General features: G+C 65.0%; 20 protein-coding genes. 3 read left to right on the forward strand and 17 right to left on the reverse strand.

The features are described from left to right. Positions 1-23: 23 nt before the first annotated feature. Together Ga0102493_RS00660 and Ga0102493_RS00665 are read right to left on the reverse strand one after the other, a co-directional pair. Positions 24-1064, reverse strand: a complete 1041-nt coding sequence (locus Ga0102493_RS00660; RefSeq protein WP_034905852.1) for a copper resistance protein B — start codon at positions 1062-1064, stop codon at positions 24-26. Continuing rightward, positions 1064-2770 (reverse strand): copper resistance system multicopper oxidase, encoded by a 1707-nt coding sequence (locus Ga0102493_RS00665; protein WP_034905850.1) that lies wholly within the window; start codon positions 2768-2770, stop codon positions 1064-1066. The genes Ga0102493_RS00660 and Ga0102493_RS00665 overlap by 1 nt, the downstream gene beginning before the upstream one ends. A gap of 70 nt (positions 2771-2840) precedes the next feature. On the opposite strand from Ga0102493_RS00665, the gene Ga0102493_RS00670 reads away from it, so the two are divergent. After that, positions 2841-3131: a metal-sensitive transcriptional regulator gene (locus tag Ga0102493_RS00670; protein WP_236922261.1), complete on the forward strand. Its 291-nt coding sequence runs from the start codon at positions 2841-2843 to the stop codon at positions 3129-3131. 14 nt (positions 3132-3145) lie between these two features. Beyond that, on the forward strand, positions 3146-3892 hold the full coding sequence (locus Ga0102493_RS00675) for a MauE/DoxX family redox-associated membrane protein (RefSeq protein ID WP_034905848.1): 747 nt from the start codon (positions 3146-3148) through the stop codon (positions 3890-3892). 66 nt (positions 3893-3958) lie between these two features. On the opposite strand, the gene Ga0102493_RS00680 is transcribed toward Ga0102493_RS00675, so the two are convergent. From Ga0102493_RS00680 to Ga0102493_RS00735, 12 genes are all read right to left on the reverse strand, one after another. Then, entirely contained in the window at positions 3959-4861 is a 903-nt protein-coding gene (locus tag Ga0102493_RS00680; RefSeq protein ID WP_034905846.1) for an SDR family oxidoreductase, read from the reverse strand. Positions 4862-4898: 37 nt separating this feature from the next. Continuing rightward, positions 4899-6107 carry an acyl-CoA dehydrogenase family protein gene (locus tag Ga0102493_RS00685; protein ID WP_034905844.1) on the reverse strand — a complete coding sequence of 403 codons (1209 nt, stop codon included), beginning with the start codon at positions 6105-6107 and terminating at the stop codon, positions 4899-4901. A 15-nt stretch (positions 6108-6122) separates the two neighbouring features. Further along, the gene (locus Ga0102493_RS00690; RefSeq protein WP_034905842.1) at positions 6123-6875 is read right to left on the reverse strand and encodes a ThuA domain-containing protein; all 753 of its coding nucleotides are present in this window, start codon (positions 6873-6875) and stop codon (positions 6123-6125) included. Between the two features lies 1 nt (position 6876). Further along, positions 6877-7665: an SDR family NAD(P)-dependent oxidoreductase gene (locus tag Ga0102493_RS00695; RefSeq protein WP_236922262.1), complete on the reverse strand. Its 789-nt coding sequence runs from the start codon at positions 7663-7665 to the stop codon at positions 6877-6879. Continuing rightward, a complete protein-coding gene (locus tag Ga0102493_RS00700; RefSeq protein WP_034905840.1) occupies positions 7666-8838 on the reverse strand; it encodes a thiolase family protein in 1173 nt (390 codons plus the stop codon). Continuing rightward, positions 8835-9260, reverse strand: coding sequence for a Zn-ribbon domain-containing OB-fold protein (locus tag Ga0102493_RS00705; RefSeq protein WP_034905838.1), 426 nt, complete (start codon positions 9258-9260; stop codon positions 8835-8837). Before Ga0102493_RS00705 ends, Ga0102493_RS00700 begins: the two co-directional genes overlap by 4 nt. A gap of 54 nt (positions 9261-9314) precedes the next feature. Further along, positions 9315-10412 carry an acyl-CoA dehydrogenase family protein gene (locus Ga0102493_RS00710; protein ID WP_034905836.1) on the reverse strand — a complete coding sequence of 366 codons (1098 nt, stop codon included), beginning with the start codon at positions 10410-10412 and terminating at the stop codon, positions 9315-9317. 5 nt (positions 10413-10417) lie between these two features. Beyond that, positions 10418-11671: a cytochrome P450 gene (locus Ga0102493_RS00715; protein WP_034905834.1), complete on the reverse strand. Its 1254-nt coding sequence runs from the start codon at positions 11669-11671 to the stop codon at positions 10418-10420. Between the two features lie 90 nt (positions 11672-11761). Further along, a complete protein-coding gene (locus Ga0102493_RS00720; protein WP_034905832.1) occupies positions 11762-12139 on the reverse strand; it encodes a nuclear transport factor 2 family protein in 378 nt (125 codons plus the stop codon). After that, complete coding sequence (locus tag Ga0102493_RS00725) at positions 12136-12912, reverse strand: ThuA domain-containing protein (RefSeq protein ID WP_034905830.1); 777 nt, start codon at positions 12910-12912, stop codon at positions 12136-12138. Before Ga0102493_RS00725 ends, Ga0102493_RS00720 begins: the two co-directional genes overlap by 4 nt. Next, complete coding sequence (locus tag Ga0102493_RS00730) at positions 12912-13922, reverse strand: NADP-dependent oxidoreductase (RefSeq protein WP_034905828.1); 1011 nt, start codon at positions 13920-13922, stop codon at positions 12912-12914. Before Ga0102493_RS00730 ends, Ga0102493_RS00725 begins: the two co-directional genes overlap by 1 nt. Positions 13923-13951: 29 nt before the next feature. Continuing rightward, entirely contained in the window at positions 13952-16105 is a 2154-nt protein-coding gene (locus Ga0102493_RS00735) for a molybdopterin-containing oxidoreductase family protein (protein WP_051698351.1), read from the reverse strand. 117 nt (positions 16106-16222) lie between these two features. On the opposite strand from Ga0102493_RS00735, the gene Ga0102493_RS00740 reads away from it, so the two are divergent. Beyond that, the gene (locus tag Ga0102493_RS00740; RefSeq protein WP_034905825.1) at positions 16223-17224 is read left to right on the forward strand and encodes an NADP-dependent oxidoreductase; all 1002 of its coding nucleotides are present in this window, start codon (positions 16223-16225) and stop codon (positions 17222-17224) included. A 4-nt stretch (positions 17225-17228) separates the two neighbouring features. Here the strand turns inward: Ga0102493_RS00740 and mobA are convergent, their stop codons facing one another. The 3 genes from mobA to Ga0102493_RS00755 are packed head-to-tail and all read right to left on the reverse strand — an operon-like array spanning position 17229 to position 18498. Continuing rightward, on the reverse strand, positions 17229-17741 hold the full coding sequence (gene mobA, locus Ga0102493_RS00745; protein ID WP_034905824.1) for a molybdenum cofactor guanylyltransferase: 513 nt from the start codon (positions 17739-17741) through the stop codon (positions 17229-17231). Beyond that, positions 17734-18075: a putative quinol monooxygenase gene (locus tag Ga0102493_RS00750; protein ID WP_069297408.1), complete on the reverse strand. Its 342-nt coding sequence runs from the start codon at positions 18073-18075 to the stop codon at positions 17734-17736. The genes mobA and Ga0102493_RS00750 overlap by 8 nt, the downstream gene beginning before the upstream one ends. Positions 18076-18084: 9 nt before the next feature. Next, positions 18085-18498, reverse strand: coding sequence for a nuclear transport factor 2 family protein (locus Ga0102493_RS00755; RefSeq protein WP_034905985.1), 414 nt, complete (start codon positions 18496-18498; stop codon positions 18085-18087). Between the last annotated feature and the right edge of the window lie 114 nt (positions 18499-18612).

An 18612-nucleotide genomic window follows, 5' to 3' on the forward strand; every position in this document is an offset into this window, starting at 1 on the left:
CAGCCGGAACGGCATGGGCAGCATCAGAACCAGGCGCGCAGGCCGATCAGCAGCTTGAGGCCGTCGGGGTCTTCCCCGGCAGCGCGTGCGATGTCGGCGGTCCGGCCCGTCCTCACTTCGTATTCGATGCCGAGATAGGGCGCGAACTCGCGGAGGAATTCGTACCGCAGCCGCACGCCCGGCTCGATCGTCGTGAGGCCGGCGCCGATGCCGCGTTCGGGGATGTCCTGGGCGGAAAGTTCGACCTCGATCCGGGGCTGGACTATGAGAAGCTGGGTGATGCGCTGATCGTATTCGGCCTCGATCCGGGCGGTAAGATCGCCTTCGGTGGAAAGGAAAAGCGCTGCGTCGAGTTCGAACATGTAGGGCGCAAGGCCCTGTATGCCTGCGACGAGATGCGCGCGCGTATCGGGCGCGTCATCGATCCGGATACCCGCCTGCAGGTCGAAGAATGGCCCGATGGCGCGGGAATAGAGCGCCTGCGCCTCGGCATTCTCCAGGCTTCCGCAGAATTCGCCTTCGCCTTCGGTCTTGAGAACGAAGCGGTTGATGTCGCCGCCATAAAAGGCCTGGGCGTCCCACAGGTAGCCGTCCTCGCCGCCATCGGCCGGGATGCGCGCCTCGAGCCGCTCGATCATCACCATGCCGGTGCGAAACCCCCCATTTTCGCGGGCGAGCGTCTTGCGCGCGGGCGCCATCGCCTCCGCGCCCCAGATCGCGTCGGCGGCGTGGCGCGGGCCTTCGAGCGCGCGGGGCGGAACGGCATCTTCGGGCGCGGCGCCGGGGACAGTCTTGTCGGGGCTCGCGCCGTGCGAGGAATGATCCATGCCGGGCATTTTCGGCTTATCCTGCTCCATGCCCCGTGCCCCGCCATGGGCCGAATGGTCGGCTTCGCCGCGCTCTGTCCCTTCCTTCGGCGGACATTGCTCGGGCGGCAGGTGGCCCATGGCGCAATGGTCCATCTCCTGAGCTTTCGCAGCGGGAGGCGCGCCATGGCCGCCATGATCCTGCGCGCCGAGCGGTCCCGCAAAGAGCGCGGTGCAGGCCAGCCACGCAAGGCGCATCACGCCTTTCCGCTTTCCGGGAACGGCCGCACGGTCACGACCTGCATCATGCCCGCATGCATGTGATAGAGCAGGTGACAGTGAAACGCCCAGTCGCCCGGCTCGTCGGCGGTGAGATCGAAGGTCGCGGTCCCGCCAGGCTGGACGATCACGGTGTGCTTGAGCGGCTGGTGCATGTGGTCCGCACCATTGACCAGTTCGAAGAAATGGCCGTGAAGGTGGATCGGGTGCGCCATCATGGTCTGATTGACCAGTTTCACCCGGACCCTCTCGTCATAACCGAAGCGGATGGGCTGGTCGGTGGCGGCGGTGAACTTCCTCCCGTCGAAGGACCACATGTAGCGTTCCATGTTGCCGGTGAGGTGGATTTCCATTTCCCTCTCGACGCGGCGGTGCGGATTCATCCGTTTCGCCCTGAGGTCGGTATAGCGCAGGACGCGGTGTTCCACGGTGTCGAGGCCGAGGCCCGGGAAGTCCATCCGGTCCTCCGGGCTCTGTGCAACCATGTCGATGCCCGGGCCGGCCTTCACGTCGGCTGGCAGGAGCGAGGTGTCGCGCATCGAATGGTCCATAGCCTCCATGCCCTCGCCCATGTCGTGCCCTATCGCCTCGTGGTCCATCATGCCCATGTCCGTCATGGTGAGAGTCGGGATCTCGCGCAGCGGCGGCGGGGGCGCGATGTGGCCACGGTGGCTCGTCAGGCTCGCGACGCCCATCCCGCTGCGGTCCATGCTTTCAGCGACAATCGCGTGGCTGCCGGCGGGCGGGGCGACGATCACGTCATATGTCTCCGCGACGCCGATCTGGAATTCGTCGACCTCCACCTCGTTCACGTCCTGCCCGTCGGCGGCGATGACGGTCATCGGCACGCCCGGAATGCGTACATTGAAGAAGGTCATGGCCGAACCGTTGATGAAGCGCAGGCGCACCCGCTCACCCGGCTCGAAGGCGAATTCGAGGTTATCGCCCGGCGCGTGCCCGTTGACGAGGTAGGTGTAGGTGTTCGCGGTCACGTCCGAAATGTCGCGCGGGTTCATCCGCATCCGGCCCCACATCCGCCGCATCTCGCCAGGCATGTCGCCCTCGGATGCGGTCTGCATCTGGCGCTGGAAATAATGTTCGCCCACCTTCAGCTTGCGCATGATGTCGTGCGGGTGGAGCGCAGTGAACTCGGACAGAAGCACGACATAGTCGCGGTCGTAGCGTGGATCTGGCTCGGCGCTTTCGATCACCAGCGGGCCGTAATGCCCCGCCTGCTCCTGCAGCCCGGAATGCGAATGCCACCAATAGGTCCCGCTCTGCCGGACGAAGAAGGAATAGGTGAAGGTCTCGCCCGGAGCGATGCCGGGAAAGCTGACCCCCGGAACGCCGTCGAACTGAAAGGGGAGCAGCAGGCCGTGCCAGTGGATGGAGCTGTCTTCGGCGAGGTGGTTGGTGACGTGAAGGCGCACGTCCTGCCCTTCGCGCAGGCGGATGAGCGGCCCAGGCACCGATCCGTTGACCGCGATCGCATGGCCCGCGCGCGCGCCGGTCATGAAGTGATGTTCACCGATCGTGAGCGCGATGTCCTCGCCCGTAAGCGTGCCGAAACCCTGCGCGGCGCGGGTGAGGGAACGCCCCTTCGCCCAGCCGGGCATAGGCAGCGCGGCGGCTGCGGCGAGCCCGGCGGTGCTGGCGATGAGATGGCGGCGGGATAGGTTGGGCATGGGGCTTTCTTGCGCTTTTCGGTTCCGATGCTAATATATACCCCCCTAGGGTATTTTAATGGAAGATGCGATGAAGGATGCCGCCACGATGGCCGACGCCGCGAAAGCCAAGGTGCAGCGATTGAACCGCATTGCAGGACAGGTCCGCGGGGTCGCGCAGATGATCGAGGACGATCGCTACTGCATCGACATCCTCCACCAGATCGCTGCGATCAAATCGGCGCTCGCCAAGGTCGAAAGCCTGGTCCTGAAGGATCATGCCGCCTGCTGCGTGGCCGAAGCCATCGCCAGCGGCGACGAGGCCGAGCAGCGCGCGAAGTTCGAGGAACTGGTCGACCTGCTGGAACGCAACCGCAAATAAGGTACTGATTCGGAATGAAACAGCCCCGGACAGCGACGCTCTATCGCATGGTCATGCCGGGCCATGTCTGCCCCTATGGCATCAAGTCGAAATGGCTTCTGGAGCGCGAGGGCTATGCGGTCGAGGACCACCACCTCACCACGCGCGGGGAAACCGACGCGTTCAAGGCAGAGCATGGCGTGGAGACCACGCCCCAGGCCTTCATCGGGGGCGAGCGGATCGGCGGCTATACCGATCTCGCGGCGCATTTCGGCAAGCCCGCTAAGACGCAGGGCACCACCTATCGCCCGGTGATCGCGCTGTTCGCGCTGATGGCGCTGATGGCGGTGGGCGCCGCCTTAGTCGCGACGGGCGAGTGGATCTCGATCCTCGCTGCCGAATGGTTCGTCAGCTTCTCGATGTGCGGTCTTGCCTATCTCAAGCTGCGCGATGTCGAGACCTTCTCGACCATGTTCCTCAATTACGACCTGCTGGCCAAGCGCTGGGTCCCGTACGGCTACATCTATCCCTACGCAGAGGGGCTAGCGGGTGTGCTGATGACCGCGCACATTCTCGATTTTCTGTCGATCCCGGTTGCACTCACCATCGGCACGATCGGCGCGGTGAGCGTATTCAAGGCGGTCTATATCGACCGGCGCGAACTCAAATGCGCCTGTGTCGGGGGCGACAGCAACGTGCCGCTGGGCTTTGTCTCGCTGACCGAGAACCTTTTCATGATCGGCATGGCCGTTTGGATGCTGGCAAAGCCGGCAATGCTCTGATCGGCGCCGCGCGCATGGGGCGCGACGGGAGAACCCGCCCCCAGACCGCCGCGCCGCAAGCAACGCTCACCCCGTCGTGCGCTCTGCCTTGTCCTTTTCGTTCGTGCCCTTGATCATCGCGCGCATCTGCTCCCATTCGGCGTCGCCGAGCGCGTGAAGGACGGGGTAGAACGTGCCCCCATGCGCCTGGTAACCCGCTCCGTCGATCGCTATGGTCTGGCCGTTCACATATTCCGCGCCTGGCCCCATCAGGAACACCGCGAGGTTCGCCAGTTCGTGCATCTCGCCCGCCCGGCCCATCGGGTTCGTGTCATTCTTCGAATTGCCGCCCTGACCGCCGGGGGAAAGCCGTGCGCTCATGCCCTTGGTCGGGAAGAGGCCCGGCGCGATCGCGTTGAAGCGCAGGCCATAACGGCCCCATTCGGTGGCGAGGCTCTGTGTCATGGCGTGGATCGCGGTCTTTGACATGGCCGAAGGCACAACGAAGGCGCTGCCCGACCACACCCAGGTGGTGAGGATCGACAGGAAGCTCGCTTTCCTGCCTTCCGCGATCAGCCGCTTGCCCACGTCGAGCGTGACGTAGAAGGTGCCGCGCATCACGATGTCGGCGATGGCGTTGAAGCCATTGACCGAAAGGTCCTCGGTCCGGCTGATGAAATTGCCCGCCGCGTTGTTGACCACTCCGGTGAGCGCGCCTCCATCGGCCCAGATCGCGTCGACCATTGCGTGGATCGCGTCCGCATTGCGAATGTCGCAGGCGTGCGCCACGACCTTGCCGCCATGCTTTTCCATCAGTTCGGCAGCCGTTTCGTCGAGCTTCGATTGCCGCCGGCCGCAGATATAGACGGTCGCGCCGAGTTTCAGGAAACCTTCGGCCATTTCCTTGCCAAGACCCGTCCCGCCGCCGGTGACGAGGATGCGCTCCCCGTCCATCAGCCCGTCGCGGAACATCAGCTTCGATACGTCCATTGCGTTTCCCCTGTCGTGGTGCGCCTGTCAGTCCGGCTCAGAGCCCGAGCACGGTCTTGGCGATGATGTTCTTCTGCACCTCGTCCGAACCGCCGAAGATCGTCGCGGCGCGGTTGTTGAGGTAGCGGCCCATCGCGGTCTGGGCGTATTCGCTGCCGACCGGCTCGGGCGCCTCGTTGCCGTAGAGCGGGCGCTCCATCGGCAATTGCAGCGCGTCGGGGCCGAGCAGTTCGAGACGCAGCGTGTCGATGGTCTGGCCGATATTGGAGCCGAGCAGCTTGACCAGCGAGGTCTGCGGCCCGGGAGCGCGCCCCTTTGCCAGTTCGGCGAGGATTCGCAGCTCGGTCACTTCGAGCGCTTCGGCCTCGAGCCGGGCGCGCGCGAGCCGGTCGCGGAAGCGCGCATCGTGGCCGACCGCGCCGTTGACGCCGGAAGGCTGTTCCTTCGCCAGCTGTTCGAGCTTGTCTATCGACTGCAGCAGGCGCGGGGCGAAGCACGAACCGCCGCGCTCGTTTTCAAGCAGGAACTTGGCGATGGTCCAGCCCTGTCCCTCCTCGCCGATGCGGTTGTCCGCGCTGGTGCGCGCGTCGGTGAAGAACACCGCGTTCACCTCATGATCGCCCGACATCGAATGGATCGGGGTGACCTCTACGCCGTCCTGGTCCATCGGGATGAGGAGGAAGGTGATCCCCGCCTGCTTCTTCACGTTGGGATCGGTGCGCACGAGCGCGAAGATCCAGTTCGCGTGATGGGCGTGGGTGGTCCAGATCTTCGATCCGTTGACGACATATTCGCCGTCCTCAAGCCTTGCCGTGGTCTTGAGGCTGGCGAGGTCCGAACCGCTGCCCGGCTCCGAATAGCCTTGGCACCAGTAATCCTCTCCCGACAGGATGCGCGGGAGGAAGCGTTCCTTCTGCTCGGGCGTGCCGAATTCGCAGATCACCGGGCCGACCAGCCTGAGGCCGAGGATGGCGAGTGAAGGGGCGCCTGCGAGCGCGCATTCCTTTTCGAATATGAATTTCTGCGTCGGGGTCCAGCCGGTCCCGCCATTCTCCCTGGGCCAGTGCGGCGCGACCCAGCCTTTTTCATGCAGGATGCGGTGCCATTCCATGCCGATATCGGGCTCGACGAAGACGCCGGGCGTGCGCCGCGCCCCGTCGCGCAGCCGGTCGGGCAGGCTATGCTTCAGAAAATCGCGCACCTCCTCGCGGAAGGCGAGGTCCTCGGGCGAAAAGTCCATGTCCATAATTCGTCAGTCCCGTCAGTCTTCCCGCATCGCCCAGCCGATCGAGCGGCGCAGCAGATCATAATAGACATCGTAGTTCCACGCGCACATCTCCTTGTGCGGGTAGAAATCGGCCATTCCCGGAAGGTCGTAATGCCCCCGGCAATGGCCGAGCGTGTTGTAAACGATCCGGCCCTTGCCGATATCCCTCGTATAAAGGATAGGGACCGTCGTCTTCTCCCATTCCGCCGCGACGAAGCCGGTCGCCTCGCCCTCGAACGTCGTCTGCATCAGCGTGTCGATCTCGGCCGTGGTGTTGGAGAGATAAAGTTCGTCCACCACTTCGAAATCCTCGATCCCGCGCGTCAGTTCATGGTCCTTGTTCACCACCTCGACCGAGAAGGGCCCGATCGGCGGGTGCGCCTTGAACTGAGTGCCGAGCATTTCCATCACGTCGGGCCGGTCGTCCGGTGTATCCACCAGGCCTTCTTCGGTGAAGACGAGGATCGAATTGGTCCCGTGCAGAGCAAGCCATTTGCCGCCGCCTTCCAGCCATGCGCGAAGCTGCTTCGCCTCTTCCTCGCTGGGCATGAGGTCGCAGGTATAGGTGACGAGGAAACGGCAGGCATCGAGCCGATCCAGCCCCGAATAGTCGCACGCCACCGTGGTGCGGATATGCGGATGCTCGGCGAGCAGCTTGAGCATTTCGAGCCGCGGATAGTCGATGTCGTGATACTTGCCCGCGGCGATGAAATGCGCGTCGATCCGGGTTGCGGGTTGTTGGGCCATGTCAGCTCCTTATCGAACCGCCGCCATCGACGGTGAAATCGCAGCCCGTGGTGAAACTCGCATCGTCGCTGGCGAGGAAGAGCACGGCCTTGGCCACCTCTTCGGGTTCGCCGATGCGGTTCATTGGGTGGGTCGCGGCGAAACCGGTTTCGATGTTCTCGGGCGTGTCGGCGCCGGAGAACTTGTAGCGTTCGTACATTGGCGTGCGGATCGCGCCGGGATGGACCATGTTGACCCGGATCGGCAGCCCGCGCTCGGCGAGATCGAGCGCAACGCTCCGCGTGAGGCCGAGCAGCCCGGCCTTCGACGCGCTGTAGGCGGCGACGAAGGAGGCAGCGCGCAGGGCGATCATCGAGCCGATATTGACGATCGCGCCCGGCTCGCCCGAAGCCTCGATGGCGGGGATGGCGGCGCGCATCCCGTAATAGGGGCCGTTGAGGTTGATATCGATTGTGCGTTCCCACACGTCCGGCGAACCTTCCGGCACGTTGCCGGGTTCGGAAATACCCGCGACATTGCACAGCACGTTGAGCTTGCCGAACCGCTCCCGCGTCGCCCTGACCGCCTCGTCCCAGCGCGCCGCATCGCGCACGTCGAGCTCGAAGGCGTCAGCGTTTTCGCCCAGTTCCCCGGCGAGCGCGCGGGCCTTGTCGATCTGCACGTCGGCGAGCATCGCCTTGCCGCCCTCCTCGACGATCATGCGCCCAACCGTCGCCCCGATCCCTTCCGCGCCGCCGGTGACGAGCGCGACCTTTCCGTTCATCCTGCCCATCTGGCGCTCCAGGCCCATCTATCTTTCAAGAATCGCGACCGCCGAAAGGCCCGGCGCGCCGTAGACGTGCGAATAGCCGAGCTTCGGCCCCTTGCCATCGCGGCCCGCGACCTGCCTATCGCCCGCGCGGCCGCGCAATTGTTCGACATTCTCGTAGACTTGCCGGAGGCCCGAGGCCCCGATCGGCTCCCCGCAGGCAAGGCAGCCGCCATCGGTGTTGATCGGCAGCTTTCCGCCGAGCGCGGACCAGCCATTGGCGAGCCATTCCTCCTGTTCGCCATCCTTGCAGAAGCCGTTTTCGGCCATGTGCATGATTTCAGCGCCGCTTTCGGTGTCCTGAAGCTGGGCGACCTCGACATCCTCCGGGCCTATCCCTGCGCCTTCGAAGGCGGCCTTGGAGGCGAGCACGGTGGGCTTTCCGCCTTCCTTGACGCTGACACCGGGCTGGAACACCTCGAAGCTGTCCGGCGGGCGGGTCTTGACCGCGATCTTGGCGATCTTGACGCCCCCCCTGTTTTGGAGCGCGCCCAGCTCCTTCGCCTTCTTTTCGGAAGCAAGGATCAATGCGACTCCGCCCTCTGACGGAGAGCAGAACATGAACTTGGTCAGCGGATCATTGATCATCGGCGCGTTCATGATCGTCTCGAGGTCGATTTCGGAGCGCCGCCAGGCATGGGGCGTCTTCGCCCCGTTGCGGAATGCCTTTTCGGCCACCCGGCCCAATGTCGTGCGGCTGATGCCGTGCAATTGCATGTAGCGCTGGATCTTCAATGCAAAGAACTGCGTCGTCAGCATCATGCCGGTCTGGCCGTACCAGTCGGGCAGGCCGTAATCGGCGGGCTTCGCATTGAAGGCCCCGCGCGGATGCTTGTCGAAACCGACCGCGAGCGCGAGATCGTACATCCCGCTCGCGATCGCCTGCTGCGCGGCGGCAAGCGCGCTGCCGCCGGTCGCGCAGCCATTGGCGACATTGGTGAAGGGAAGCGAGGTCAGCCCCAGTTCGTTCACCATGATGTCGGCGCTGCCGGCTGCTGCCGAGCCGCCATAGGCGCATTCCATATCGGCCCATTCGAGCCCTGCGTCCTTGAGCGCCTCGCGCACCGCATAGACGCCCTGTTCGCGGCCCGAACGCTCCTCGGTCCGGCCGAAGGGATGGATGCCCGCGCCGATTATGTAGACGTTCTCGCTCATGCGGCTTTCTCCTGCACGTTCGCGACGGGGCGGAAGGCATAGGTGTCGTAGGTGTCGTTGAACGGCACGATCGTGAATTCCATTTCCATGCCCAGTTCGAGATCATCGAGGCCCGCATCGACGATCCGGCTTTCGACGATCACTTCGCCGGGAAGCTCGACATAGCCGAGCAGGAAGGGCTTGAAATCGGGCGGCCCTTCGTCGGGGCCGGAGCCGGGGCCTTCATAGGGTTCCTTGGGAAGGAAGCCCTGGCTCGTCCACGACCACAGCTTGCCCCGCCGCGAAAGCCTGTAGGGCTCGACGTTCTTCGCCGCGTCGCCGGCGGGCATCGGAAAGACGACCTCGCCCGAAGGCAGCTTTCCGCCCATCAGGTGCGGTTCGGGATCGTCGCTCCACAGGTTCGGGTCGATCTTCTCGCCCATCGGTTCCTCCTATCCTGCGCCTGTATTCAGGCTGCCCCCGTCATGCGGCCCCAATCATGCCGCCAGTGCGTATTCGGCGAGCACGGTGTCGGTGTCGCCGAACAGCCGGGCGAGCACCATGACGCGTTTCATCGCGTGGCCGATGGCGAGTTCGTCGGTGATCCCCATGCCGCCATGCATCTGCACCGCCTCGCGGGCGATCGCATCGGTGTTCTCGCCGATAAAGGCCTTGGCCCCGGCGATGGCGCGCTGCCAGTCGGCGCCTGCATCCTCTGCGTCGCGCGCGCCCATCGCGGCGCGGTAGAGCATCGAGCGCGACTGTTCGAGCCGCGCATAGGCTTCGACCAGCCGGTGCTGGAGCACCTGAAAGCTGCCGATCGGCACGCCGAACTGTTCGCGTTCCTTCACATAGGCGAGCGTGTCGTCGAGCAGGCGCTGGGCGAGCCCGACCATCTCGGCAGAGGCGTGGAGCCGCAATTCGCTCGCGATTTCGCCCAGGGCCGCCGCATCGAGGTCGAGCAGCGCCGCCTCGCTCACGGTCACGCGGGTCAGGCGGATTTCGCCCGCGACGCTGCCATCGGCGAGGCGGTAGGGGCGCATTTCCAGCCCCTCCGCATCGGCAGCGACGAGGAAGGCGCGGGTTTCTCCGTCGAGATCGGCCGTGACGATGACGAGGTCGGCGAGCGCCGCGCCCAGCACCATCGTCTTCTCTCCGCTGATCCGGAAACCATCGCCTTCGCGCTCGGCCTTCGTGCCCTTGGCGGTGAGGCTGTAACGCTGCGCCCGCTCGGTCCACGCAAAAGTCGCGACGATTTCACCCGACAGCAGTTTCCCGAGCGCGCCATGCGCTCCGCCGCGGTCCAGCAGCAGCGCGGGCAGCACGCCCAGTTCGAGCCACGGGTCGGGTGCATTCGCCTTGCCGATGGCTTCGGCCACCAGCGCGAGATCGAGCGGCGATCCGCCGATCCCGCCCGCATCCTCGCTCGCGGCGAGCGCGATCAGTCCGAGTTCCGCAATGCTCCCCCAGCGCGCGCGGTCATAGCCGGCCTCGTTGCGGCGAAGTTTCCGGCGCGCCTCGACGTCCATGGGCGCGGCAAACCGCTCGACGCTGGAGCGGAACATTTCCTGTTCTTCGGACAGGTCGAAATTCATGGGCGTCAGGCTTTCTGGGTGCCAGTGTTTGTGAACGTGATCGGCAGGCGGGTCACCCCGCGCAGCAGGATGTTGGGCAGGATCGTGATGCCGTCCTCGTCCGCGACCGCGAAGTCATCCAGCCGCTCGAGCAGCTCGTCGAAGGCGACCAGCATTTCCTTGCGGGAAAGCATGTTGCCCACGCACATATGCGGCCCCTTGCCGAAAGCGAGATGCGCGCGGGCATTCTTGCGCTCGATGTCGAAACGGTCCGGGTCCTCGAATTTCGCGGGATCGCGGTTCGCAGCGGCATAGCGCAGCTGGGCGACCGAACCCGCGGGCATTTTCACGCCGCCCAGTTCGGTGTCCTGCTTGACCACGCGCCACATGCCCGCGGTCGGGGTTTCGTAGCGCAGCGCCTCCTCTACGAGATTGGTGATGACCTTGGGATCGCGCCCGCCGGCCGCCGCCTTCGCCTTTTCCATCTGGTCGGGATTGCGGATCAGCTGGAGCAGGCCGCCTGCCAGCGTCGAGGTGGTCGTCTCGTTCCCGGCGACCATGAATTGCTGCATGATCGACATGATCTCGGCATCGGTCAGCGGCGTCTCGCCCTCGACCCGCGCCTCGACAAGGTCGGTCAAGAGGTCATCGCCGCCATTTTCGCGGCGGTCGTCGATCTTGCCCTTCATGTAGTGCTGGAATTCGACGAGGCTGCGCGCGCATTCCTTCTTGCGCTCGTGATCGACCATCTGGCTGAAGCGGTCGACGGCGGCGTCGGACCATTCCTTGACCTTCTTCGGATTGTCGTCGAGCCCGATCTGGCCTGCGATCATCGCGACCGGCAGCGGCACTGCGAATTGCTCGACGAATTCGCATTCGCCCGCATCGGCGAAAGCCTCGATCAGTTCGATGGATTTCGCGCGCATGTCCTCCTCGATCGCGTTCACGCGCGGGGCGGAAAAGGCGAGGTTGACGAGCTTGCGGTTGCGGGTGTGAACCGGCGCATCGGCGGTGAGGAGGGTGGGGACGTCGTCCCAGCCTTCCTTGAGGATCTCCTTGATTTCCTCGTCCGCCTCGCGGCCCATCAGCGTGCTGAAATCGTTCGAGAAGATGTCGGGCTTCGTGTTCGCCTCGCTGCACAGATCGTAGCTGTAGACCACGAAGGTGTTCATTTCGGGCAGGTGTTCGATGGCGATGCCCGCATCGTGCACGGCGCGGTAATAATCGAACGGGTCGACCAGCGTCTGGGGGGCGAAGACGTTGCCCTCGGGCTTGTTCATGGCTGCGGCTCCCAACCGGAGAGATGTGCTGGCTGGATACCTAACGCCCCCTGCCCCACGCGCGCACTGCGCGAATGTGTTAGGATCGCCTCAGCCCCCCGCGAATTCGCGCTGGAATTCCCCTATGTCGAAGTAGTCGCGCCACTGGGTGATGAGCCCGTCGGCGCCGAATTCGAACGTGCCCATCACCCTGAGCGAGGCGCGGGCGCCGCCCTTCAGCCGGAAATTGTCGGTCCGTTCGGTCAGGACCGCATCGCCGTTTTCGGCGATTTCGTGGATCTCCCACTCGCAGCCCTCGACATTGGCCATGAAGCCCGCGACCGCCTCGCGCATCGCCGCTTTGCCGGTGAAGGGCTCCATCGGGATATTGTGCCAGACCACATCCTTGGCGCACATCGCGTACATCGCGTCCATGTCGCCGCTGTTCCAGTGGCCGACAAAGGCTCGGACCTTCTCGATATTGCTCATGGTTCCTCTCCCGAAATGTAATTCAGCGCATTGGCAACGGCCCGGCGGACATGGCGGTTGCCATAGGCCGCGGGGCCGTCGCCGAACTGGAGGTAGATGATCGGCGCATCGATCGCGCGCGTCTCCCAGCCGACGCAGTTCGACCCGGGCGGGTGGTCCCAGCCCGCCCGGCTGAACATGTCGCCTGCCACCGCATTGGCGGCGGAATGGAAATTCGCGGGCGTGAACGAAAAGCCCTCGGCGCGGATCAGCGGGGTGATGGCGCTTTCGTCGATGGGGCACAGGTAAAGCTCGTCGGTGACGGCGAAGCTTTCAGGAAGGCCTGCCGTGACCGGGTGATCGGCAACGACGCACGCCGAATATTCGACATCGTGGCGATAGCCCGAATCCGGAAACGCGTGCCCACGCCATTTTCCCCGCTGGTAGAAGAAGCGCCCGCCGAGCCAGTCGTGCCATTCATCCCATTCGGCCCAACCGGCAAGCGCATGGTGCAGCGCGACCGCGCCGCGCCCGGCCTCGAAGCGCCGCGTGATCGCTCTTGCGAAATCACGGGAGGGCGGGCGGGCCGTCACCGTGCCGTCGGCGAAGGTGTAGCCCGGCATGTCATAAAGCAGCAGCGCGTCCGCTTGCTCCGCCGCGCCGCGCGCGACCGCTTCCTCGGCTTGGGGATGGGTGAGATGGGTCACATCCCAATCGCCGAGCGCGTGCATGAAGGCCTCGAAAGGCTCTTCCTCGTAGGGATGCCCGCCCGACAGGACCAGCAGGGAGCGCATCAGGCGATCTTGAGGATCATCTTGCCCTGGTTCGACCCGGCAAAAAGGCGCATGAAGCTGTCGAAGGCGTTTTCGAGCCCTTCATCGACATGCTCGTCGATGGTGATCTTACCGGCCGCTGCCCATTCGCCCATCTGCGCCGCTCCCTCGCCGAAACGCTCTACGTAATCGGCCACGAGCAGGCCGCGGATCTGCGCCCGCTTGACGATCAGCTGCCACAGATTGCGGATGCCGCGCGGCTCGGTGTTGTATTCGCTGATGAGCCCGCACAGCCCGACGCGGGCATGGAGGTTGAGATTCATCAGCCCAGCATCGAGGATGATCCCGCCGACATTCTCGAAGATGACGTCGACCCCGTCGGGGCAGGCCTCGGCTATCGCCTTGGTCAGGGCCGCTTCGTCCTTGCCCTTGTAATCGATCGCCGTGTCGAAGCCGTATTTCTCGGTCAGCCGCGCGCATTTTTCCGGCCCGCCCGCGATCCCGACCGCGCGGCAGCCCTTGATCCTGGCAAGCTGGCCGACGACGCTGCCGACCGCTCCGGCAGCGCCCGTTACCAGCACGGTTTCGCCCTCTTTCGGCGCGCACACTTCGAGAAAGCCGAAATAGGCCGTCATTCCGACCGCGCCGAACAGCGAGAGGTAATTCGTCACTTCGGGCACCATCGACGGGTCGATCGGCTGGGTGAACCCGCCCGCGACGCCCACGGAATAATCCTCGAGCGCATTGAGGCCCATCACCCACATGCCCGCCTCGAAGCCTTCGGCGCGGCTTTCTTCGACCACGCCGATCGTGGTCGCGCGAACCGGATCGCCCAAGGGGATCGGGGGCATGTAATTCCCGCCCGCATCCATCCAGCCGCGCATGGCCGGGTCGAGCGAGGCGTAATGGTTGCGGATCAGGAACTGCCCCTGCGCGAGATCCGGGGTCGGCTCGCTGACCAGTTCGAAATCCTCTCGCACCGGCTCGCCATCGGGGCGACGCTGCAACAGAAAGCGCCGATTGTCTGGCATGGGTTTTCCTTGTTTTCGTTATGGAAGGGTCAGGCAGCGACGAGCTTCACGGGAATCGCGCTCTGCAGCGCCTGCCCGGTGATCGGGTCGATATCGACCGTGTCGCTGGTAAGCCGGTTGGTCGAGGAACCACGCGTCCGCACATCCTCCTTCGACGCATCGGCATCGCCATAGGCATGGGCCATGGAAACCAGCCCGCGGCGGACCTTGTCGCTCGCCTTGACCACGCCGTGAATGGTCGCGTGGGGGCTGCTGATCTCGACGATGCCGCCTTCGACGAGGCCGAGAGCCGCGATGTCGTCGGGGTGGATATAGGCGGGGTTGGTGGTGGTCTTTTCCTGCAATTTCTTCAGCGGATGGCCGATCGAATTGAAACGCGTCTTCGACCTTCGGCTGATGAGCTTGAAATCATATCCCGCCTTGAGCGGCGGGTTGTCGGCATAGCGCAGGATCGCTGCGGGCATGTCGCCGCAGGCCAGGTCGAAGCGGTGGAATTCGCCTTTGTCGGCCGGATCGACCAGCGGGTGCTTGTCCGAATAGACCACCGCCGCGCCGGCATTGGCCGCGCAATCGCGCCGCACCTGGCTGGGAGGGACAAGGCAGCCGGCGACCGACAGGTCGAGGAATTCCTCCTTCGTCGGCTTGCGATCCATCGGCAGCGGGCCGCCTGCAAGGTTCATCGGTGTGCCCAGATGCTTCGCCAGCGTCCAGAACATCTCCCATTCGTCGATCACGTCGCCCGGCGGGGTCGCGACCGCTTCGACATAGCGGGCATAGGGTTCCTCGTGCCACCATTCGGACAGGTTCGTGATGTCCTCCCGCTCGAGGCATTGCGAAGGGGCGAGCACGACATCGGCCCGCTTCGCGCTCGCGCTCATCCACGGGTCGATCTGCACGAACAGGTCGAGGTCATCCAGTGCACGGACCATCTTCTGCTGGTCCGGAAAGCCCACGACCGGGTTGCCGCCGACCGAGATGAAGGCGCGCACCTGCCCTTCGCCGGGAGTAAGGATTTCATCGGCAAGCACGTTGCACGGCATCTCCCAGCCGAGATGGCCGAGCCCGCGAAAGCGCGATTTCGGCATGCCCTCCGCCCCGAACATCGGCACGGGCGGGGCGACCTGCGCACGGCGCGGGCCCTGCTGCGGCGTGAAGACGCCGGGGATCGCGGCCTTTTCGCCCTCCTGCTTGAAGCGCGCGCATACAGTGTTGAGACAGGTGACGAGATATTCTGTGAGAGTCCCGTTCCCCGCCATTTCCGGACCCGTGCCAGTCACCGCGCAGCCTTTCGTGCCGCCCGCGAACATGCGCGCGGCCGCGATGATCTGGTCGGGTTCGAGTCCGGCGCGTTCCGCCGCGACCTCGGGCGTCATCGTCGCCACCGCCCGGGCAAGCTCGTCGAAGCCGTCGACATGGGCGGCAACGAAATTGCGGTCGTAAATCTCTTCGGTGATGATGACGTTGAGCATCCCGGCGAGCAGCGCGGGGTCCTCGCCCGGCTTGACCGGCAGGTACAGATCGGCGAGCCGCGCGACGTCGCTTTCGCGCGGGTCGGCGACGATCAGCTTCATGCCCTGCGCCTGCCGATCGCGGATCCGGCGCGACGGGCTGAACGGCGGGACGCCACCGACGGGGGCATAGTGCGAGACGACGGGATTGTTGCCGATGAACATGGCAACATCGCTTTCCGAAAAGGTGTTGGGCCCGCCCATCCACCTTCCGTAGCGCATCGTGGTGTAGACCTTGGCCGGCTGGTCGAGCGTGACCGAGGTGTAGAAATTGCGGCTCCCGATGCCCTGGGCGAAGCTGAGGCTCGCCGCCATGGCAGCGGAGTTCTGGAATCCGCCCGAACCCATGAAGACCGCGACCGAATGGGGGCCGTGTTCATTGATGATCCGGCGCAGCTCGTCGGCGACATGGGCGAGAGCATCGTCCATCGGCGTCTCGACGAATTCGCCCGCCTCGTTCCTGACGAGCGAGTGCTTGAGGCGATGCTCCGCATTGTGAGAATCCGGCAGCTCGCGGCCCTTGAGGCAGGTATAGCCGCCGTAGGCCGGGTCGTCGGGATCGCCGCGCACTTCGACCACCTTGCGCGTGCCATCGCCCGTGACCTCGACATCGACGATCATCGCGCAATTGGCGTGACAGAACCGGCAGAACGTCTTTTGCGTCTCGATACCCATCGCACCTCTCCTTGATCCTCAGGATACCACAGGGCGGCGCGCCAGCGACTGACACTTTTGTCCGTGGAGAGCGCGCCTCCGCCACCGCAATAGGGATGCCAACCAAAGGAGGATTGCATGCCCACCACCACCCGCCAATGGCTCCTCAACGGCCACCCGCGCGGCCGCGGCATCCAGGACGGCGATTTCAAGCTGGTCGAAACCGAGCTGGCCGATCCCGGGGATGGCGAGATGCTGCTGAAGACGCATTATCTCGGCTTCGACCCGGCGCAGAAGGGCTGGATGGAGAACATCGCCGACTACGTCGCGCCGATGAACATCGGCGACGTGATGCGCGGCAGCGGCATCTGCGAGGTCGTGGAAAGCAATAACGGCAAGTTCGCAGAAGGGGAGATGGTGTTCGGCACGACCGGCTGGCGCGAATACCTCGTCACCGACGGCGAGGGGCTGACCAGGGTGGAAACCGAACTGTCGCCGACCGCGGTGCTGTCGGTACTCGGCACGACCGGGCTCACCGCCTATTGCGGGCTGTTCAAGGTCGGAAAGCCGGTCGCTGGCGACACCGTTCTCGTCTCCGGCGCGGCAGGCGCCACCGGGAGTGTCGTCGGCCAGCTCGCCAAGATCGCCGGCTGCCGCGCGGTCGGCATCGCGGGCGGTCCCGAAAAGTGCAAATGGCTGGTCGAGGAAGCGGGATACGACGCCGCGATCGACTACAAGGCGGGCGGCGTGAAGGAGCAGATCAAGGAGCACTGCCCGCGCGGCGTCGATGTCATCTACGACAATGTCGGCGGCACGATCCTCAACGACATGCTCGGCCGGATCGCGACCGGTGCCCGCGTCGTCATCTGCGGCGGGATAAGCCGTTATGAAACCGGACAGCTTCCCGCCGGTCCGGAGAACTACTTCAACCTCGTCTTCCGCCGCGCGAGCATGGCGGGCTTCATCGTGCTCGACTGGGCGGGCGAATTTCCCGCGATCCGCAAGCGGCTCGAAGGCTTCGTCAAGGACGGGCGGCTTACATACCAGGAAGACATCCAGCACGGTTTCGAAAACGCGCCCGACACGTTGCAACGGCTGTTCAGCGGGCAGAACCGCGGCAAGCAGATGCTCAAGCTCTGACGCCTCAGGCGAGGTCTTCGGGTCGGTTCACGTTGAGCAGCCGCGCGGCGAGCCGGATGCGCCGCGCGCCGATGCTGTCGGCAAAGCCGTAAAGCGCGCGCCCGCCGCTCTCGATGAATTCGGCGAGGTCGGCGCACGCCGTGACGGGCCAGAGACCGACCACCGGCTGGTCGGCGACGATGCCCGCGCCCTCTCCCGCGAGGCGCAGGGCGAGGTCGGCCGGAAGGTCCGGGCAATCCACTCCGGCGGACAGGACATGGGCGAACCCGAGCGTCTCGGCGAAGACGAGCGCCGCATGGAGCCCGCCGAGCGGGCCGAGGCCGGGCGCGGGCAGGTCGGCCACGCAGCCGAAACCGGGCTCCTTGCGACCGCATACGATAAGCGCGGTGGTCTGCCCGCCCAGCGCATCGGCGACATGGTCGATCAGACGCCGTCCGCGCCAGGTCGCATGCGCCTTGTCGCTGCCGAAACGGCGCGCCTGCCCTCCAGCGAGGATCGCTCCGAGGATTTCAGTCAAACGCCTCGGTCGCCACGCCCTGCGAATTGTAGACCGGCCCTTCGGCATCGACGCGATATTTGCGGCTTGCCGCATTCGTGAGGCCGAAATTGCCGATATGGTCGCGCATCCCGGCATAGGCCTGTCCGGCGAAATGCGCGGCGAGCGCTTCCTCGCTTTCCCATTCCTCGAACACGTTGACCCGCGAGGGGTTGTTGCCGTCCGCGCTCCAGTCATAGGCGAGGCAACCCGGCTGTTCGAGCGCGGCGTCGATATGCGGCTTGGCGCTTCTCAGCGCTTCGGCGCGCTGGGCGGGATCGAGGTCGATCTGGGCGGCGATGACGATCTTGGCCATTGGGGGCGCTTATCCTTCCTGCGGGTTGTATTCGGCGACGATGGCGAAGGCGCGTTTTGTATAGACCCAGCGGCCCCCGCGTTTTTCGAGTTCGTCGGTGTAGAGCCCGCCGATCATGCGGGTCGTGCCGTCCTTCGCCTTGAGCACTTCCTGCGTCTGGATGCGCGATCTGGCGGTATTGCCGTCTACCTCGATCGAGGCCGGAACGCAGGAAAAGCTCACCGCGTCGAAATTCGCCATTGCGCCGAGCCATGTCCCGACGATCTGCTCGCGGCCCTTCAATTGCATGCCCATGAAGTCCCAGTCGGCATCCTCGGCCCAGACCGAGGCCCAGGTGTCCTTGTCCATGCGGACCACGCCGTCGCCGTAGATTTCCGCCAGTTCGCGGATTTCGAGGCGGTCCTCGATCGGGCCAGTGAACATCGCGCGCATCCTCCACTTTTTCGCTCCCCGGCCTATCCGCGAGGGTGGGCGAGCGGACAATGGACACTTTTGTGAAGGGCGCGCGCGGGCGAGGCGGCCTAGAACGGGGCGCAT

The organism is Erythrobacter litoralis (assembly GCF_001719165.1).
Lineage (GTDB): Bacteria > Pseudomonadota > Alphaproteobacteria > Sphingomonadales > Sphingomonadaceae > Erythrobacter > Erythrobacter litoralis.

Coding starts and splice junctions, on each gene's coding strand:
- Ga0102493_RS00660 (WP_034905852.1), bottom strand. CDS start 1,064: ATGCGCCTTGCGTGGCTGGCCTGCACCGCGCTCTTTGCGGGACCGCTC.
- Ga0102493_RS00665 (WP_034905850.1), bottom strand. CDS start 2,770: ATGCCCAACCTATCCCGCCGCCATCTCATCGCCAGCACCGCCGGGCTC.
- Ga0102493_RS00670 (WP_236922261.1), top strand. CDS start 2,841: ATGAAGGATGCCGCCACGATGGCCGACGCCGCGAAAGCCAAGGTGCAG.
- Ga0102493_RS00675 (WP_034905848.1), top strand. CDS start 3,146: ATGAAACAGCCCCGGACAGCGACGCTCTATCGCATGGTCATGCCGGGC.
- Ga0102493_RS00680 (WP_034905846.1), bottom strand. CDS start 4,861: ATGGACGTATCGAAGCTGATGTTCCGCGACGGGCTGATGGACGGGGAG.
- Ga0102493_RS00685 (WP_034905844.1), bottom strand. CDS start 6,107: ATGGACATGGACTTTTCGCCCGAGGACCTCGCCTTCCGCGAGGAGGTG.
- Ga0102493_RS00690 (WP_034905842.1), bottom strand. CDS start 6,875: ATGGCCCAACAACCCGCAACCCGGATCGACGCGCATTTCATCGCCGCG.
- Ga0102493_RS00695 (WP_236922262.1), bottom strand. CDS start 7,665: ATGGGCCTGGAGCGCCAGATGGGCAGGATGAACGGAAAGGTCGCGCTC.
- Ga0102493_RS00700 (WP_034905840.1), bottom strand. CDS start 8,838: ATGAGCGAGAACGTCTACATAATCGGCGCGGGCATCCATCCCTTCGGC.
- Ga0102493_RS00705 (WP_034905838.1), bottom strand. CDS start 9,260: ATGGGCGAGAAGATCGACCCGAACCTGTGGAGCGACGATCCCGAACCG.
- Ga0102493_RS00710 (WP_034905836.1), bottom strand. CDS start 10,412: ATGAATTTCGACCTGTCCGAAGAACAGGAAATGTTCCGCTCCAGCGTC.
- Ga0102493_RS00715 (WP_034905834.1), bottom strand. CDS start 11,671: ATGAACAAGCCCGAGGGCAACGTCTTCGCCCCCCAGACGCTGGTCGAC.
- Ga0102493_RS00720 (WP_034905832.1), bottom strand. CDS start 12,139: ATGAGCAATATCGAGAAGGTCCGAGCCTTTGTCGGCCACTGGAACAGC.
- Ga0102493_RS00725 (WP_034905830.1), bottom strand. CDS start 12,912: ATGCGCTCCCTGCTGGTCCTGTCGGGCGGGCATCCCTACGAGGAAGAG.
- Ga0102493_RS00730 (WP_034905828.1), bottom strand. CDS start 13,922: ATGCCAGACAATCGGCGCTTTCTGTTGCAGCGTCGCCCCGATGGCGAG.
- Ga0102493_RS00735 (WP_051698351.1), bottom strand. CDS start 16,105: ATGGGTATCGAGACGCAAAAGACGTTCTGCCGGTTCTGTCACGCCAAT.
- Ga0102493_RS00740 (WP_034905825.1), top strand. CDS start 16,223: ATGCCCACCACCACCCGCCAATGGCTCCTCAACGGCCACCCGCGCGGC.
- Ga0102493_RS00750 (WP_069297408.1), bottom strand. CDS start 18,075: ATGGCCAAGATCGTCATCGCCGCCCAGATCGACCTCGATCCCGCCCAG.
- Ga0102493_RS00755 (WP_034905985.1), bottom strand. CDS start 18,498: ATGTTCACTGGCCCGATCGAGGACCGCCTCGAAATCCGCGAACTGGCG.